This window comes from Ferrovibrio sp. GW821-FHT12E11, from assembly GCF_058806975.1.
Genome location: NZ_JBXAQG010000001.1, coordinates 1,564,178 through 1,579,672, shown reverse-complemented (window position 1 = coordinate 1,579,672; position 15,495 = coordinate 1,564,178). Strand labels below are relative to the sequence as shown.

The following is a 15,495-nucleotide window of genomic DNA, read 5'->3' as shown; positions in this document are numbered from 1 at the left end:
GCTCACCCCTTCTTCGCCAGCAGTTTGCGCCAGCGCGCCACCTGCTTCTTCACATTGGCCGGTGCCGTGCCGCCATAGGACACGCGGCTCTTCACCGAATTCTGCACGCCCAGCACCGCGAAAATCTCCTTGGTGATGCGCGGCTCGACGCTCTGCATCTCCCTCAGCGTCAGGGCTTCCAGCGGCTTGTCCTGGCTTTCGGCCATGCGCACGATGCGCCCGGAGACATGATGGGCATTGCGGAAGGGCATGTCGAGCTTGCGCACGCACCAGTCGGCCAGGTCGGTCGCCGTCGTGTAGCCCTCGCCGGCGGCATCCTGCATGCGCGGCGCATTGGCCTTGAGGTCGGCGATCATGCCCGCGGTGGCGGCGATGCAGAGTTCCAGGCTCTCGACCGCATCGAAGGTCGGTTCCTTGTCTTCCTGCATGTCCTTGCCGTAGGTCATCGGCAGGCCCTTCATGGTGATCAGCAGGGCATTCAGGCTGCCGACGATGCGGCCGACCTTGCCGCGCACCAGTTCGGCGGCATCGGGGTTGCGCTTCTGCGGCATGATCGACGAGCCGGTGGTGAAGGCGTCAGACAGCGTGACAAAGCGGAATTGAGCAGACGTCCACAGCACGATCTCTTCGGCAAGGCGCGACAGATGCACGGCACAGATCGATGCGGCCGACAGAAACTCCAGCGCATAGTCGCGGTCGGCCACCGCATCCAGCGAATTGCTCATCGGTCCGGCGAAGCCCAGATCCTTGGCCGTGCTGTGGCGGTCGATGGGCAAAGAGGTGCCGGCCAGCGCTGCGGCGCCGAGCGGGCTTTCGTTGAGCCGCGCGCGGGCATCCTTCAGGCGCGAACGGTCGCGGCCGGTCATTTCCACATAGGCCATCAGATGGTGGCCGAAGGTCACCGGTTGCGCCGCTTGTAAATGGGTAAATCCTGGCATCACCGTTGCGGCGTATTCATCGGCGCGGCGCAGCAGGGTGAGTTGCAGGTCGTTGAGGCCGGCATCGATGCGGTCGATGGCGTCGCGCACCCACAGGCGGAAGTCGGTCGCCACCTGGTCGTTGCGTGAACGCGCGGTGTGCAGACGTCCGGCCGGCGTGCCGATCAGCTCGGCCAGCCGCGCCTCCACATGCATGTGGATGTCTTCCAGCGCCAGATCGATCTTGAACTTGCCGGCCTCGATCTCACGCAGAATTGTCTCCAGGCCGCCCAGGATCTTCTTGCCCTCGGCCGCCGAAATGAGACCCTGCCGCACCAGCATGCGGCAATGCGCCATCGAGCCGCGGATATCCTGGCGATAGAGCTTGCGGTCGAAGCGGATCGAGGCGTTGATCTCGGTCATGATCGCCGCCGGGCCTGCGGCAAAGCGTCCGCCCCACATGCTGTTGGCTTGCTTGCGGGGTGCCTTGGACTTATCTGATTTCTTGCGTGCGGACATGATCGGGATGACTACGGGTATGAAACGGTTTCTGGCGATGGCGGCGCTGCTTGCGGCCCTGGCAAACCCTGCCATGGCAGCCGAATTGCCGCGTGCCGGTGAGATGCGCAAATTTAACCTCTCGGCCGAGCGGATGCCAGTCGCCATGGCCGAATTCCAGGATCCGGCCGACCAGACCGTCACGCTGGCCGCATTCCGGGGCCAGGTGGTGCTGGTCAATCTCTGGGCCACCTGGTGCATTCCCTGCCGCGTCGAGATGCCGGTGCTCGACCGTCTGGCGGGCCTGCGCGGCTCTAAGGATTTCGCCGTCGTCACCATCGCCCAGGATCGCGGCGGCCGGGCCAAGGTCGAGGCCTTCCTCGCCCAGATCGGCGCCAGCCGGCTCAAGCCCTATCTCGACAGCTCGATGAAATCCGGCCGCGCCTGGGGCGCCGTCGGCCTGCCCACCACCATCCTGATCGACCGCCAGGGCCGCGAGGTCGGCCGCCTGATCGGCGAGGCGCACTGGGACCAGGCGGACGCGCTCGCGCTCATTGATGCGCTGATTGCGGAGAAGAACTGAGCAGTTAGGACTGCTTGGCCGGCTGAGCTGGGCGCATCCCGCGCACCAACTTGCCTTCGACACCGAGGTACAAATCTTCCGCGCGCTGGCCCTGCCGATCTTCCACAGTTACGGTGAAGTGCTGGCCATGAACGCGATCAGTGCCGAAGCGGGCGGTCAGGATGACAATCTCTGTAGGATCGATGCTGTGCTTCTTGCACAAATCCGGCAGGGCTTTGCTGTATCTCCGGATGGCTGTGGCGAGTGCCAGAGAGGGCTCGCTGCCTTGACTGGTGCCGGCCAAGAAATCGACCAGGATGAATCCTTCGGACGATTCTGCAGCTTCGGCATAAATATCAGTGCTGATTAACCCGGCCATCAAGCCAAGGCCAGATGCCAGAGAGGCGCTGATATTGTGGCCAACAGATCTTAGGTCGCCGATCTTCATGATCTGAATCTAACAAAAAAGCCCGCCGGTTGGCGGGCTTTTTATCGGGCCTTTTTACCGCGTCGGCGTCGGATGTTCGCCGCGATAGTCGTAGAAGCCGCGGTTGGTCTTGCGCCCCAACCAGCCGGCTTCGACATACTTCACCAGCAGCGGGCAGGGACGATACTTGCTGTCGGCCAGGCCCTCGTAGAGCACCTGCATGATGGAGAGGCAGGTGTCGAGGCCGATGAAGTCGGCGAGCTGGAGCGGCCCCATCGGATGGTTGGCACCCAACTTCATGGCGGTGTCGATGGCTTCCACCGAGCCGACGCCCTCATAGAGCGTGTAGATCGCCTCGTTGATCATCGGCAGCAGGATGCGGTTGACGATGAAGGCGGGGAAATCTTCGGAATTGGCCGGGGTCTTGCCGAGCTTGATGGTCAGCTCGCGCACCATCTTGAAGGTATTCTCATCCGTGGCGATGCCGCGGATCAGCTCGACCAGCGCCATCACCGGCACCGGGTTCATGAAATGCATGCCCATGAACTTTTCCGGCCGGTCGGTGCTGGAGGCCAGGCGCGTCACCGAAATCGACGAGGTGTTGGTGGCCAGCACCGCATCGGGCTTCAGCACCGGGCAGAGCTCAGCGAAGATCTTTTTCTTCAGGCCCTCGTTCTCGGTGGCGGCTTCCACCACGAAATCGGTGGTGGCGAAGGCGCGGATGTCGTTCGAGGTGCGGATCAGGGTCAGCGCCTTGGCCTTGTCGGCCTCGGTGATCTTGCCGCGGCCGATCTGGCGGTTCATGTTGCCGCCGATCACCTCCAGCGCCTTGTCGAGCTGGGCGGCGTTGATGTCCTGCAGGACAACCTCGTAGCCGGCCAGCGCGCAGACATGGGCGATACCAGTGCCCATCTGGCCGGCGCCGATCACCCCAATGGTCTTGATCATGCGGTTCCCCGGTCCTTCGCGGCTTACTTGGCTAGCTCGTCTGCGAGCTCGGGCAGGATCTTGAACAGATCGCCGACCAGGCCGTAATCGGCGACCTGGAAGATCGGCGCCTCTTCGTCCTTGTTGATGGCGACGATCACCTTCGAGTCCTTCATGCCGGCCAGATGCTGGATCGCACCCGAGATGCCGACCGCCACATAAAGCTGCGGCGCCACGATCTTGCCGGTCTGACCGACCTGATAGTCGTTCGGCACGAAGCCGGCGTCTACCGCGGCGCGGCTGGCGCCGACGGCAGCGCCGAGCTTGTCGGCCACCGCTTCGATCAGCTTGAAATTCTCGCCCGAGCCCATGCCCCGGCCGCCAGACACAATAATTTTCGCAGACGTCAGCTCCGGACGGTCCGACTTCTGCAGCTCCTGGCCGACGAATTTCGACAGGCCGGTGTCGGCAGCGCCTTCGGCCTTCTCGACCGTGGCGGAACCGCCTTCGGCGCTGGCTGCGGCAAAGCCGGTCGTGCGCACGGTGATGACCTTGATGGCATCCGACGACTGCACGGTCGCCATGGCGTTGCCGGCATAGATCGGGCGCACGAAGGTATCGGCGCTTTTCACTTCGACGATGCCGGAAATCTGCATCACGTCGAGCAGGGCGGCCACGCGCGGCAGCACATTCTTGCCGCTGGTGGTTTCCGGCGCCAGGATCGCGGCATAGCTCTTGCCGAGCTGCGCGATCAGCGCGCCGAGCGGTTCGGCCAGGCCATGGGCATACTGGTCGCCCTCGACCTGGATCACCTTGGCGACGCCGGCGATCTTCGCGGCGGCGGCGGCTGCCGCATCGGCACCCTTGCCGGCGACCAGCACATGCACATCGCCGCCGATCTTGGTGGCGGCGGTCACGGCATTCAGCGTCGGCGCCTTGATCGAGGCGTTATCATGTTCGGCAATGACGAGGATGCTCATCTCAGATCACTCCCGCTTCGGTGCGCAGCTTCTGCACCAGGGTGGCAACATCGGGCACCTTGATGCCGGCCGAGCGCTTCGGCGGCTCGTCCACCGACAGCGTCTTCAGGCGCGGCGCGATATCGACGCCCAGGTCTTCCGGAGTCTTCTCGTCGATCGGCTTCTTCTTCGCCTTCATGATATTGGGCAGCGACGCATAGCGCGGCTCGTTCAGGCGCAGGTCGGTGGTCACCACGGCGGGCAGCTTGAGTTCGACGGTTTCGAGGCCGCCGTCCACTTCGCGCACGACCGTTGCCTTGCCGTCGGCGAAGCTCGCCTTGTTGGCAAAGGTGCCCTGCGACCAGTTCAGCAGCGCCGACAGCATCTGGCCGGTCTGGTTGCTGTCGTCATCGATGGCCTGCTTGCCGACGATCACCAGCTGCGGCTGTTCGGCCTCGACCAGCTTGGCGAGAATCTTGGCAACCGCCAGCGGCTGCACTTCGGCGTCGGTCTTCACCAGGATGCCGCGGTCGGCGCCCATGGCCAGCGCGGTGCGGAGCGTTTCCTGCGCCTGGGCCGGGCCGATCGAAACGGCGATCACTTCGGTGGCGGTGCCGGCTTCCTTGAGGCGCACGGCTTCCTCGACGGCGATTTCGTCGAAGGGATTCATCGACATCTTGACGTTGGCGAGATCGACACCCGTCTTGTCCGCCTTGACGCGGATCTTGACGTTGTAGTCCACCACGCGCTTGACCGCGACCAGAACCTTCATGGACGTCCAACCTTAGTTGTTGCGATACAGCTGCGAGCGATACGGTAGTGAAAGACACGGCTGGCGGCTCGGGAATTCCTGCCGCGCCGGCGTTTTTCGCGCTGCACACTATAACCCGCACCCAAGGCTGTCAACGAACCGACACCCGGCCTTCCCCTCGGTCAAGTGCTGGCCGGGCCGCAGTAATTTGCCAATCGCCGGCGTCTGGCGGACAGCGGCTCAATCGGTTTTTTCAGCCATCATGCCGATGGGCGCGGGCTGCGATGCAACCGTGCGGTAGAAGCTCTCATAGCGGGCAATCACGCTGGGCAGGCTGAACTGGCTTTCCGCGCGCTGGCGCATCCGCACCTGCCATGCGGCGCGTTCGGCCTCCGGCATCTCCAGGATGCGCGTCACCGCATCGGCCAGGGCCTGCGGATTGCGCGGCGGCACGGTGAGGCCGCAATCGCCCAGGATCACGGCGCTATCACCCACCGCGGTGGCCACGCTCGGCACGCCGCAGGCCAGCGCTTCGCCCAGCACATTGGGAAAGCCTTCGCCATAGGCCGAGGTCAGCGTCAGGATATCGAAATCCGGCAGCAGGGCCGCCACATCGAGGCGCTCGCCCAGCAGATGCAGCCGCGCGCCCAGCGCGTCGCGTCCGCCGGCCAGTGTCGCGGATGCGGGCGTGCAGCCGCGTCCCACCAGCACGAAATGCAGGTCGGGATGCCGCGCGGCCAGCAGTTTGGCCATCGCCACGAAGGTGGCGTGATCCTTCATCGGATCGATGCGCGCCACCATGCCGACGATCCTGTCGCTCGGCGCCAGGCCCAGCTCGCCGCGCAGCGCACCGGTGGCCTCCTGACGGAAGGCCGTCAGGTCGAACCCGTTGGGAATGGTGGTCCAGCCATCGGCGTGATAGCCCAGCGCAATATGATGGCGGCGGCCGGCTTCGGAATTGGTGAGGATGGTTTTCGGCAGGCGCGACAGCGGCGCCAGCAGGCGCAGCACCATCCGCGTGCGCGGCGAATAATCGTCCAGGTTCATGTCGGAACAGCGCAGGTTCCAGACCAGCCTGGCATCGGGATAGGTCAGCGCGCGGATCAGGGTGCCGATCAGATCGGCATGATACAGCCAGGTCTGCAGCACCTGCGGCCGCAGCTGCCGCAGTAGGCGGCTCAGTCGCCACAGGGCGCGCGGCAGCGTGAGTAGCCCGGTCATGCCCAGGGCATGGACGGGAATCCCGGCCTCGCGCAGCCGTTTGCCGATCGGGCCCTCCACCGTCAGGCTGATCACGGTATTGCTGAATGCGCCGCTGTCCATGCCGGTGACCAGCTTCTCGAGCATATGCTCGGCGCCGCCGACCCGCAGGCTGGTGATCAGATGCACGATCTGGATGGTCATTGCGCCATGACGCTGGATTTACGCTTTTACGCCGAGTTACGTTTTTCAGTCAGCCCCGCGTTTATAAAGGCCGCCGGGTTGCTCCGCCACCACCGAATCCGGCCGATTTGCCCACTGATTGCAGGGGCTTGGCCTTGGTCGCCCCCCGGTATGCCTTCCACCGTTTATGCATAGCCTTGGCTGCAATTCCGGCTTCCAGTCACAGCCTGTATTGACTTTTATTCCTATATACTCTATATGTTCTTTTTGAGAGGACCCTTTGACCCAGGAGCCCGGCCATGGCTGACCGCTATGATCCGTTTAAGGATGAATCTCTCGGCACACCGCAGGCAAAGCCCAGGCGCAAATCCCCGGTGATGATCGACTGGAAGGCCGTCGCCCGCCGACTGGCCCAGGGCGAGGCCCCCGATGCCGTCGCCGCCGCGCTTGGCCTCCGGGAAGACCGGATCTGGCTGCATCTGAAAAACAGCCTGCGGTTCCGCTTCCTGCTCGGCCAGGCGCTGGAACGGCAGCGCCTGCTGTCCGACCTGCGGCTGGCTGCCGGCGGCCGGACGGCGGTGCTCGGCCGTGGTCTGCAGTCCGAGGCGCTGGACGCCGAAATGCTGCGCTGTCTGCTGGCCGATGAGGCGCTGATCGCCGCGCCGGACGATCTGGCGCAGCGGATCGAGACCCTGGGCCAGACCGCGCGCCGGCCGCCCAACATGGCCCTGCGTGCCCGGTTCGCCGCCGAACGCCGCGAGATGGATGCCTTTGTGGCCAGAAGCGTCGCGCTGCTGAAGGCCAGCCAGGCCCCAGAGCCGGAGCCAGAGCCGGCAGACGAAGCTGGACGAAGCGAAACGAAGTCAAACGAAGCCGAAGGAAGCGAAACGAACGCCAACGAAGCTGAACGAAGCGAAACGAAGGCAAACGAAGCGATCGGAAGTCTGCCGGAAGCCTCCGCGCCTGCCGTGGCACGGGCCGAATCCCCGCCGCGCCGCCCGCCGCGACCGCTCCGGCCGCTGGACAGCACTCGTTCGCCCACCATTGTCGATATCGAAGGCCCCGATCTGGCCCGTCTGCGCGCGGCGGGGCTGATCGGTCCGGTGGAGACCTCTTGAGCGGCTCTGGACCCCGGCTCGCGCTGCGCTTGGCCGGGGTGACGGGTGGTTTTGGATCGTCGTCCCCGCGAAAGCGGGGACCCAGAGCTAAGATCGCCGGCTTCCGCAGTCTCGGCCTCATTAACGAATTTCGCGGTCGTCCTCTTGCAGGATACGGCGGGCTTCCCACATTTCGAGCATGGGGTCCGCCCCGGAGCCAGCCGCCAAGCGGGGGCACCGGATTTCAGGACTGCCGGACAAGGAGTTCGACCAATGGATTTCGAGAAATACACCGAGCGCAGCCGCGGCTTTTTGCAGGCGGCGCAGAATATGGCGCTGGCCCGCGGGCATCAGCGCTTCGCGCCCGAGCATCTGCTGAAAGTGCTGATCGACGACCCGGAAGGCATGGCGTCGGGTCTGATCAGGGCGGCTGGCGGCCAGCCTGATCTGGCGAAGCAGAAGAATGAAGAGGCGCTGGCCAAAATTCCCAAGGTGGAAGGCGGCGGCGCCGGGCAGCTTTACATGGCGCCCGAGATGGCGCGCCTGTTCGAGACGGCGGAAAAGCTGCGCGAGAAGGCCGGCGACAGTTTCGTCGCCGCCGAACGCCTGCTGCAGGCCATCGCGCTCGGCACCGGCACGCCGGCCGCCGATGCGCTGAAAGCCGCCAGTGTCTCGCCCCAGTCTCTTGAGAAAGCCATCCAGGATATGCGTAAAGGTCGCAAGGCCGATTCCGCGTCGGCCGAACAGGCCTATGACGCGCTGAAGAAATATGCCCGCGACCTCACGGAGGCCGCCGAACAGGGCAAGCTCGATCCGGTGATCGGCCGCGACGAAGAGATTCGCCGCACGATCCAGGTGCTGTCGCGCCGCACCAAGAACAATCCCGTGCTGATCGGCGAACCCGGCGTCGGCAAGACCGCCATCGTCGAGGGCCTGGCGCTGCGCATCGTCAAGGGCGACGTGCCGGAAAGCCTGAAGAACAAGAAGCTGATGGCGCTGGATCTCGGCGCCATGATCGCCGGTGCGAAATTCCGCGGCGAATTCGAGGAGCGGCTGAAGGCCGTTCTGTCCGAGGTCACCTCGGCCGATGGCCAGATCGTGCTGTTCATCGACGAGCTGCACACCCTGGTCGGCGCCGGCAAGGCCGATGGCGCCATGGATGCGTCGAACCTGCTGAAGCCTGCCTTGGCGCGCGGCGAGCTGCATTGCGTCGGCGCCACCACGCTGGATGAATACCGCAAGTATATCGAGAAGGACGCGGCGCTGGCGCGGCGCTTCCAGGCGGTCTTCGTCGGCGAGCCGACGGTGGAAGACACCATCTCGATCCTGCGCGGCCTGAAAGAGAAATATGAAGTGCATCATGGCGTGCGCATCACCGACAGCGCCATTGTTGCCGCCGCCACGCTGTCGAACCGCTACATCACCGACCGCTTCCTGCCTGACAAGGCCATCGACCTGATCGATGAGTCTGCGGCGCGCCTGCGCATGGAAGTCGACAGCAAGCCCGAGGCGGTGGATGAACTCGACCGCCGCATCATGCAGCTCAAGATCGAGCGCGAGGCGCTGAAGAAAGAGACCGATCCGGCCTCGAAGGACCGGCTGTCGAAGCTGGATGCCGAACTGGCCGATCTGGAAACCCAGTCGCATACGCTGACCTCGGCCTGGCAGGCCGAGAAGGACAAGCTGGGCGATGCGCAGAAGCTGAAGGAACAGCTCGATGCCGCGCGCCTCGATCTCGACCAGGCCAAGGCCAAGTCGGACTGGAACCGCGCATCTGAACTGTCCTACGGCGTGATCCCCGATCTGGAGCGCAAGCTGCAGGATGCCGAAAAGGGTGGCGGCAAGGATAACAAGCAGATCGTGCGCGAGGCGGTTACCGAGAGCGACATCGCCGGCGTGGTGTCGCGCTGGACCGGCATTCCGGTCGACAAGATGCTGTCGGGCGAGCGCGAAAAGCTGCTGAAGATGGAGCAGAAGCTTGGCACCCGTGTGGTCGGCCAGGACGATGCCCTGCTGGCGGTGGCCAATGCGGTGCGGCGTGCGCGCGCCGGCCTGCAGGATCCCAACCGGCCGATCGGCAGCTTCCTGTTCCTCGGCCCCACCGGCGTCGGCAAGACCGAGCTGACCAAGGCGCTGGCCGAATTTATGTTCGACGATGACAGCGCGCTGATCCGCATGGACATGTCGGAATACATGGAGAAGCACTCGGTCAGCCGCCTGATCGGCGCGCCCCCGGGCTATGTCGGCTATGACGAGGGCGGCGCGTTGACCGAAGCCGTGCGCCGGCGGCCCTATCAGGTGATCCTGTTCGACGAGGTCGAAAAGGCGCATCCCGATGTGTTCAACGTGCTGCTCCAGGTGCTGGACGATGGCCGGCTCACCGATGGTCAGGGTCGCACGGTGGATTTCAAGAACACCGTGATCATCCTGACCTCCAATCTGGGCAGCGAGTATCTGGCGCGGGCCGAGGGCGAGCAGATCGACGAGGCGACGCGGCACCAGGTGATGGAAGTGGTGCGCGCAAGCTTCCGGCCGGAATTCCTCAACCGGCTGGATGAAGTGATCCTGTTCCGTCGCCTCAGCCGCGAGAACATGACCGGCATTGTCGATATCCAGCTCGGCCGCCTGCGCAAGCTGCTGGCCGATCGCAAGATCGAGCTGAAGCTGGACGATGCCGCCAAGCACTGGCTCGGCGATGCCGGCTACGACCCGGTCTATGGCGCGCGGCCCTTGAAGCGCGTGATCCAGCGCGCGCTGCAGAACCCGCTGGCCAGCATGATCCTGGAAGGCACGGTGGCCGATGGCGAGACGGTGACGGTCTCGGCCGGGCCGCAAGGCCTGACCATCCAGGGCCGCGCGGTCGACATCGCGGCGGAGTAAAAGAGGCAAGGGCCCCGAGAGACCGGGGCCCTGATGCCCGGCACAAGGCCGGGCATGACACAAAATTAAGGTGTCATGGCCGGGCTTGACCCGGCCATCCACGACTTAATGGGGGTGCAGCGTGGGCGCTAAAAGGTGGGTGTTCGCTATACTGTTTGCAGTCTGCTTAAGCGGGGCAAGCCTTGCGACTCAGCCGGCGATACCCCTGTCTGAACCGGAGCAACGCGCTATTGAAGCTGCAATGCCATATTTCAACAAGACAGGGCGCCTACGTGCCGACTACGACGTAGCGGTGTTTGAGCGAGACGAAGGCGTGTTGGTGCATTTTTTCAACCTTGGTGCAAAAGGCACGAGGGGTTGTCCGCCTGAATGGCCGCACTATGAGGTGTGGCTGCAGAAGGATCGCCGTACATTTATTCGTGCCGGCGTTCCAAGCTGTCGATGATGGCTTTAAGTCGTGGATGCCCGGCACAAGGCCGGGCATGACATCGAGAGTGTTGGTATAAATTGTAGTGTCATGGCCGGGCTTGTCCCGGCCATCCACGTCTTTTTCTGGCACGTCTTCAGACGAGCGTATCGTAGAGATCAGTCCAGTCCGGGTTCTGTGCCAGTATCAGGCGGACCTTCCAGGCGCGCGGCCAGTGTTTCATGGTTTTCTCGCGTTGCAGCGCCAATGCAATGTCGTCATAGGCCTCGGTGTAGACGAGGCATTTCAGTCCGTAGCGTTTGGTGAAACCGGCGATCAAGCCCTCGCGATGCTCGAAGGCGCGGCGTTGTATGTCGCCAGTGACGCCGACATACAGAATGCCGTTCGGTTTGTTGGTCATGATGTAAAGCCATGCATAGGCCATGCGGCAACGCTGGCATGCGTGGATGGCCGGGACAAGCCCGGCCATGACAAGGTTAGGGTGCCTGCATAATATTGGATGTCATGCCCGGCCTTGTGCCGGGCATCCACGCCTTACTTGGCGCAAGCCTCCCTGAACGCCGCATCGAGGTCGTCGATCAGGTCGTCGGGATGTTCCAGGCCGATGGAGACGCGGATCAGACCTTCGGTGACGCCGAGCACGTCGAGGATCTTGGTGCCGACGCCCGAGTGAGTCGTTGAGGCCGGATGGCAGACCAGCGATTCCGTGCCGCCGAGGCTGACGGCGGATTTGAACAGGGTCAGCGCATTGATGAGTTTGAAGCTCTGCTGGCGCGTCGCCCCTTCCAGCGTGAACGAGAAGGTCGAGCCGGGGCCCGAGCACTGGCGCTGGTAGACGGTCTGGTAAGTGTTGTCGGGGATCAGGTCGGGATGCCGCACGGTGACCTTCATATGCGGGTTGGTGTTGAGCCACTGCGCGACTTTCCGGCCGCTCTCCGCCGCGCGGGTCATGCGGATCACCAGCGTTTCCAGCGAGCGGGCGATCATCCAGGAGGAATGCGGGTCGAGCTGGCTGCCGAAGGTGTTGCGGTAGCTGCGGATGCGGTCGAGCCGGGCTTTGGCGCCGACCGCGCTGCCGGCCACCAGGTCGCTATGGCCGCCGACATATTTGGTGAGAGAATACACCGCGATGTCGACGCCATGCAGCAGGGGCTTCTGGAAGATCGGCCCCAGCATGGTGTTGTCGCAGACCACTAGGGGTCGCGCGCCGCTCTGTTTGGCGGCGATGGCATCGGCGGCCTTGGCCACCATGGCGAAATCGACCATGGCATTGTTCGGGTTGGCCGGCGTCTCGATGAAGATCATGGCGATACGGCCTGTTGCACTCGCCGCGGCGCTGGTGATGTCGCGGTCATGCAGGCCGTCATGGAATTCGGCCGTATGGATGCCGAATTCAGGCAGCACCTTGCGGATCATCGTCTCGGTACCGCCATAGAGCGGCGAGGAATGCAGCAGGGTGTCGCCCGGCCTTAAGAATGTGAGGAAGGCGCTGGCGATGGCGGCCATACCGCTGGAGAAAACCGCGGCGGCTTCGGCGCCTTCGAGCAGCGCCAGCCGGTCCTCGACGATCTCGAGGTTGGGATGGTTGAAGCGGCTGTAGATCAGCCCGGCCTTCTCGCCGTCCGGCAGTTTGGTGCGGCCGGCCATCAGGTCGAAAAAGGCGGCGCCGTCTTCCGCCGTCTTATAGGCGAAGGTGGAGGTGAGGAAGACCGGCGGCTTGACCGCGCCTTCCGAGAGGAAGGGGTTGTAGCCGTAAGTCATCATCTGGGTTTCGGGATGCAGGTCGCGGTCGCCGGCGCGAGTCTTCTTCTGGGTCCGTTTGGCCATGATGCTGGGCTCCGTGTTGTCCGGCGCCCAGCATACAGGCTGCCGTCAGTCGCCGGGCAGCATCTTTATGTGACCGGGCTGGGTCGCCACCCGTTCCATCCAGGCGCGGATGGCCGGGAAGGGCTTGAGATCGAGATCGGACTCGTCCGCGCGGTGGGTATAGGCATAGAGCGCGATATCGGCGATCGAGTAGCTGTCGCCGACGAAGAAGCGGTGCTTCTGCAGATGCTGCTCCATGACGCCGAGCGCGGCGCGGCCCTTCTCCAGCCGCTCGGGCATCTCGGCCATGCGCGGATGCTCACGGCCGAGATGGCGCAGGATCCAGCGCGGCGTGGCGACATAAGGCTCGTGGCTGTACTGCTCGAAGAACAGCCACTGCATCACCTGCGCGCGCGCCAGTCGGCTGCTGGGCAGGTAGCGCGTGCCGTCGGCGAGGTAATAGAGGATGGCGTTGGATTCCGGCAGTACGAAACCGTCTTCCAGCTCTAATGCCGGAATGCGGCCGTTGGGATTCTTGGCCAGAAACGCGTGGGTGCGGGTCTCGCCCTTGTCGAGATCGAGTTCGACGCGGCTATAGGGCGTGTTCAGCAAGGCCAGCAGCAGTCGGCATTTGTAGCCGTTGCCGGAATCGAGATAGTCGTACAGCGTCAGCATCAGGCAGCCTGCTCCACCAGGCCGGGTTCGCGGCCATGGGCGTAAGAGAATCCTTCATCGGCCCAGCCGGTCATGCCGCCGATCATGATCTTCACCGGATAGCCGAAGGTCGCCAGCTTCAGCGCCGCGCGGTCGGCGCCGTTGCAATGGGGCCCGGCGCAATAGACCACGAACAGCGTATCGGCCGGCCAGCGCGCCGCCATGCGTTCGGCGGTCATGTCGGGATGCGGCAGGCTCAGCGCGCCGGGCACATGGGCGTCCGCATAGGCGTTGCGGCCGCGCACATCGAGCAGCACGAAATCCTGCCGCGCCGTCTGCAGGGCGTTATGGACGTCCCAGCAATCGGCCTCGAAGGTGAGTTTGGCGGCGAAATGCCGGACCGCATCGGCGGCCGGTGCGGCCGGGGTTTCGGCGACAAGGCTGGGCATGGCGGGCTCCTGGGGTTCGGGGATGGGCTGGCCGCAGTCTCACCTAAGCAGAACTGGGGTACAAACCAGTCTTTCTCAGGGATTGGCTTAGGAAAGCTAAGTCTGGCAGACTGGAGCCATGCGCCGCCGCCTGCCACCGCTCAATGCCCTGCGTGCCTTCGAGGCCGCCGCCCGCCATGGCAGCTTTGCCCTGGCCGCCGCCGAACTCGGCGTCACGGCGGCTGCGGTGAGCCAGCAGGTGAAGGGTCTGGAGGCGCAGCTGCAGGTGCCGCTGTTCCTGCGTCAGGCCCGCGGGCTGACCCTCACCACGGCCGGCCGCGCCTATCTGCCGGGCCTGAGCGACGGCCTCGACCGCCTCGCCGCCGCAACGGCGCATTTACGCGAGGGCGAGGCCAGCGGCCTGGTCACGCTGACCACGCTGGCGTCGTTTGCGGCCGGCTGGCTGGTGCCGCGCTTAAGCCGCTTCCGTCAGCAATATCCCGGCATCGACCTGCGCATCGACACTTCGCGGCGGCTGGTGGATTTCGCACGCGAGGATATCGATCTCGCCATCCGCTTCGGGCCCGGACCGTTCAAGGGGCTTGAGGCCGTGCGGCTGCTGGATGAGGAGGTGTTTCCCGTTGCCAGTCCGGCGCTGCTGCATGGCGGCCAGCCGCTGCAGCGCTTTGCCGATCTGGCGCAGCACCAGCTGCTGCATGATGTCGATGCCCATAACAACCAGCCCTGGCTCAACTGGGCCGACTGGTTCCGCCGCGAGGGCCTGGCCGAAGCCCGTGCGGCGCGTGGATTGTTCTTCACCGATTCAAACGTTCTGGTGGCCGCCGCGGTGGCCGGGCAGGGCGTGGCGCTCGGCCGGTCGCCGCATCTGGGCGAGCAGCTGGCGCGCGGCCATCTGGTGCGATTGTTCGAACAGAGCTGGACCGCCGGCTGGTCCTATTACATCGTCGCGCCGGCGGCGCAGCTCAAACGCCCGCTGGTGCAGGCGCTGGTCGACTGGCTGCAGAGTGAAGCGGCGCGCGCCGACTAGTTCTGGCTGAGCAGCGAGAGCAGCGGCGTGCGGCGCAGTTCGCCATCGGTTTCGGAAGCCTGACGCTTGAAGCGCTCGAATTCCTTGCCTTCCAGCTTGCGGCCCGAGGGGAAGCGCACGCCGGTCGGATTGATCTGCTTGCCGTTCTGCATCACTTCATAATGCAGGTGCGGGCCGGTCGAGCGGCCGGTGGTGCCCACGGCGCCGATGATCTGGCCCTGGCGCACGCGCTGGCCGGTCTTCACGCCGAGCCGGCTCATATGCGCATAGGCGGTCATATAGCCATTGCCATGCTTGATGCGGACATACTGGCCGTAGCCGCCGTTCCAGCCGGCGAGATCGACGGTGCCGTCGCCGGCGGCCTGGATCGGCGTGCCGGTGAGCGCGCCGAAATCGACGCCCTTGTGCATCAGGCTGAAGCCGAGGATCGGATGATGGCGCATGCCGAAGCCCGAGGTGAGGCGCGCGCCATCGATGGGCGTACGCAGCAGCGCCTTGCGCACGCTGGAGCCCGAGGGCGTGAAGTAGTCGGCATCGCCGCCATCAGACGGCTGATAGAAGTAGTAGCGCAGCTCGCGACCGGACAGCGTCATCGCCGCCGCCGCGATGCGGCCGGTCTTCACCGTCTTGCCGTTGTCATCATAGTGGCGATCGAAGAACAGTTCGAAGCGATCGCCCGGCTGCACTTCGCGCTGGAAGTCGACATCGTATGAGAAGATGCGGATGAACTC

General features: G+C 64.6%; 15 protein-coding genes (1 of these 15 running past the window's edge). 4 read left to right on the top strand and 11 right to left on the bottom strand.

Annotated elements, in window-relative coordinates; genetic code table 11:
- Window positions 1-2: 2 nt before the first annotated feature.
- Window positions 3-1,436 carry an argininosuccinate lyase gene (gene argH, locus AC1ROT_RS07720; RefSeq protein WP_492998211.1) on the bottom strand — a complete coding sequence of 478 codons (1,434 nt, stop codon included), beginning with the start codon at window positions 1,434-1,436 and terminating at the stop codon, window positions 3-5.
- A gap of 19 nt (window positions 1,437-1,455) precedes the next feature.
- On the opposite strand from argH, the gene AC1ROT_RS07715 reads away from it, so the two are divergent.
- Window positions 1,456-1,998, top strand: a complete 543-nt coding sequence (locus AC1ROT_RS07715; protein WP_492998209.1) for a TlpA disulfide reductase family protein — start codon at window positions 1,456-1,458, stop codon at window positions 1,996-1,998.
- Between the two features lie 4 nt (window positions 1,999-2,002).
- Here AC1ROT_RS07715 and AC1ROT_RS07710 read toward each other — a convergent pair whose 3' ends face one another.
- The 5 genes from AC1ROT_RS07710 to AC1ROT_RS07690 all read right to left on the bottom strand — a co-directional run bounded on the left by AC1ROT_RS07710 (window position 2,003) and on the right by AC1ROT_RS07690 (window position 6,445).
- Complete coding sequence (locus tag AC1ROT_RS07710) at window positions 2,003-2,425, bottom strand: hypothetical protein (RefSeq protein ID WP_492998208.1); 423 nt, start codon at window positions 2,423-2,425, stop codon at window positions 2,003-2,005.
- Between the two features lie 54 nt (window positions 2,426-2,479).
- On the bottom strand, window positions 2,480-3,352 hold the full coding sequence (locus AC1ROT_RS07705; RefSeq protein WP_492998206.1) for a 3-hydroxybutyryl-CoA dehydrogenase: 873 nt from the start codon (window positions 3,350-3,352) through the stop codon (window positions 2,480-2,482).
- Between the two features lie 23 nt (window positions 3,353-3,375).
- Entirely contained in the window at window positions 3,376-4,311 is a 936-nt protein-coding gene (locus tag AC1ROT_RS07700; RefSeq protein ID WP_492998204.1) for an electron transfer flavoprotein subunit alpha/FixB family protein, read from the bottom strand.
- A 1-nt stretch (window position 4,312) separates the two neighbouring features.
- Window positions 4,313-5,062: an electron transfer flavoprotein subunit beta/FixA family protein gene (locus AC1ROT_RS07695; protein WP_492972807.1), complete on the bottom strand. Its 750-nt coding sequence runs from the start codon at window positions 5,060-5,062 to the stop codon at window positions 4,313-4,315.
- A 219-nt stretch (window positions 5,063-5,281) separates the two neighbouring features.
- A complete protein-coding gene (locus tag AC1ROT_RS07690) occupies window positions 5,282-6,445 on the bottom strand; it encodes a glycosyltransferase (protein ID WP_492998202.1) in 1,164 nt (387 codons plus the stop codon).
- 356 nt (window positions 6,446-6,801) lie between these two features.
- Here AC1ROT_RS07690 and AC1ROT_RS07685 point away from each other — a divergent pair, with 356 nt between their 5' ends.
- Together AC1ROT_RS07685 and clpB are read left to right on the top strand one after the other, a co-directional pair.
- The gene (locus AC1ROT_RS07685; RefSeq protein ID WP_492998200.1) at window positions 6,802-7,542 is read left to right on the top strand and encodes a hypothetical protein; all 741 of its coding nucleotides are present in this window, start codon (window positions 6,802-6,804) and stop codon (window positions 7,540-7,542) included.
- A gap of 252 nt (window positions 7,543-7,794) precedes the next feature.
- Window positions 7,795-10,401: an ATP-dependent chaperone ClpB gene (clpB, locus tag AC1ROT_RS07680; RefSeq protein ID WP_492998198.1), complete on the top strand. Its 2,607-nt coding sequence runs from the start codon at window positions 7,795-7,797 to the stop codon at window positions 10,399-10,401.
- Between the two features lie 563 nt (window positions 10,402-10,964).
- Here the strand turns inward: clpB and AC1ROT_RS07675 are convergent.
- The 4 genes from AC1ROT_RS07675 to AC1ROT_RS07660 all read right to left on the bottom strand — a co-directional run bounded on the left by AC1ROT_RS07675 (window position 10,965) and on the right by AC1ROT_RS07660 (window position 13,737).
- A complete protein-coding gene (locus AC1ROT_RS07675) occupies window positions 10,965-11,252 on the bottom strand; it encodes a GIY-YIG nuclease family protein (RefSeq protein ID WP_492998196.1) in 288 nt (95 codons plus the stop codon).
- Between the two features lie 110 nt (window positions 11,253-11,362).
- Complete coding sequence (locus AC1ROT_RS07670; RefSeq protein WP_492998195.1) at window positions 11,363-12,655, bottom strand: cystathionine gamma-synthase family protein; 1,293 nt, start codon at window positions 12,653-12,655, stop codon at window positions 11,363-11,365.
- Window positions 12,656-12,700: 45 nt separating this feature from the next.
- The gene (locus tag AC1ROT_RS07665) at window positions 12,701-13,309 is read right to left on the bottom strand and encodes a glutathione S-transferase family protein (protein WP_492998193.1); all 609 of its coding nucleotides are present in this window, start codon (window positions 13,307-13,309) and stop codon (window positions 12,701-12,703) included.
- Window positions 13,309-13,737 (bottom strand): rhodanese-like domain-containing protein, encoded by a 429-nt coding sequence (locus tag AC1ROT_RS07660; RefSeq protein WP_492998191.1) that lies wholly within the window; start codon window positions 13,735-13,737, stop codon window positions 13,309-13,311. The genes AC1ROT_RS07665 and AC1ROT_RS07660 overlap by 1 nt, the downstream gene beginning before the upstream one ends.
- 118 nt (window positions 13,738-13,855) lie before the next feature.
- On the opposite strand from AC1ROT_RS07660, the gene gcvA reads away from it, so the two are divergent.
- Window positions 13,856-14,764, top strand: a complete 909-nt coding sequence (gcvA, locus tag AC1ROT_RS07655; RefSeq protein WP_492998188.1) for a transcriptional regulator GcvA — start codon at window positions 13,856-13,858, stop codon at window positions 14,762-14,764.
- Here gcvA and AC1ROT_RS07650 read toward each other — a convergent pair.
- Window positions 14,761-15,495 carry the 3' portion of a M23 family metallopeptidase gene (locus tag AC1ROT_RS07650; RefSeq protein ID WP_492998186.1) on the bottom strand. Its footprint extends 603 nt past the window's final position, so 735 of the gene's 1,338 nt are visible here — the last part of the coding sequence; its start codon lies beyond the right edge, outside the window; the stop codon is at window positions 14,761-14,763. The genes gcvA and AC1ROT_RS07650 overlap by 4 nt on opposite strands.

What these genes read in the sequence shown, in the direction of transcription:
- argH (WP_492998211.1), bottom strand. Translation starts at nt 1,436, where the DNA reads ATGTCCGCACGCAAGAAATCAGATAAGTCCAAGGCACCCCGCAAGCAA.
- AC1ROT_RS07715 (WP_492998209.1), top strand. Translation starts at nt 1,456, where the DNA reads ATGAAACGGTTTCTGGCGATGGCGGCGCTGCTTGCGGCCCTGGCAAAC.
- AC1ROT_RS07710 (WP_492998208.1), bottom strand. Translation starts at nt 2,425, where the DNA reads ATGAAGATCGGCGACCTAAGATCTGTTGGCCACAATATCAGCGCCTCT.
- AC1ROT_RS07705 (WP_492998206.1), bottom strand. Translation starts at nt 3,352, where the DNA reads ATGATCAAGACCATTGGGGTGATCGGCGCCGGCCAGATGGGCACTGGT.
- AC1ROT_RS07700 (WP_492998204.1), bottom strand. Translation starts at nt 4,311, where the DNA reads ATGAGCATCCTCGTCATTGCCGAACATGATAACGCCTCGATCAAGGCG.
- AC1ROT_RS07695 (WP_492972807.1), bottom strand. Translation starts at nt 5,062, where the DNA reads ATGAAGGTTCTGGTCGCGGTCAAGCGCGTGGTGGACTACAACGTCAAG.
- AC1ROT_RS07690 (WP_492998202.1), bottom strand. Translation starts at nt 6,445, where the DNA reads ATGACCATCCAGATCGTGCATCTGATCACCAGCCTGCGGGTCGGCGGC.
- AC1ROT_RS07685 (WP_492998200.1), top strand. Translation starts at nt 6,802, where the DNA reads ATGATCGACTGGAAGGCCGTCGCCCGCCGACTGGCCCAGGGCGAGGCC.
- clpB (WP_492998198.1), top strand. Translation starts at nt 7,795, where the DNA reads ATGGATTTCGAGAAATACACCGAGCGCAGCCGCGGCTTTTTGCAGGCG.
- AC1ROT_RS07675 (WP_492998196.1), bottom strand. Translation starts at nt 11,252, where the DNA reads ATGGCCTATGCATGGCTTTACATCATGACCAACAAACCGAACGGCATT.
- AC1ROT_RS07670 (WP_492998195.1), bottom strand. Translation starts at nt 12,655, where the DNA reads ATGGCCAAACGGACCCAGAAGAAGACTCGCGCCGGCGACCGCGACCTG.
- AC1ROT_RS07665 (WP_492998193.1), bottom strand. Translation starts at nt 13,309, where the DNA reads ATGCTGACGCTGTACGACTATCTCGATTCCGGCAACGGCTACAAATGC.
- AC1ROT_RS07660 (WP_492998191.1), bottom strand. Translation starts at nt 13,737, where the DNA reads ATGCCCAGCCTTGTCGCCGAAACCCCGGCCGCACCGGCCGCCGATGCG.
- gcvA (WP_492998188.1), top strand. Translation starts at nt 13,856, where the DNA reads ATGCGCCGCCGCCTGCCACCGCTCAATGCCCTGCGTGCCTTCGAGGCC.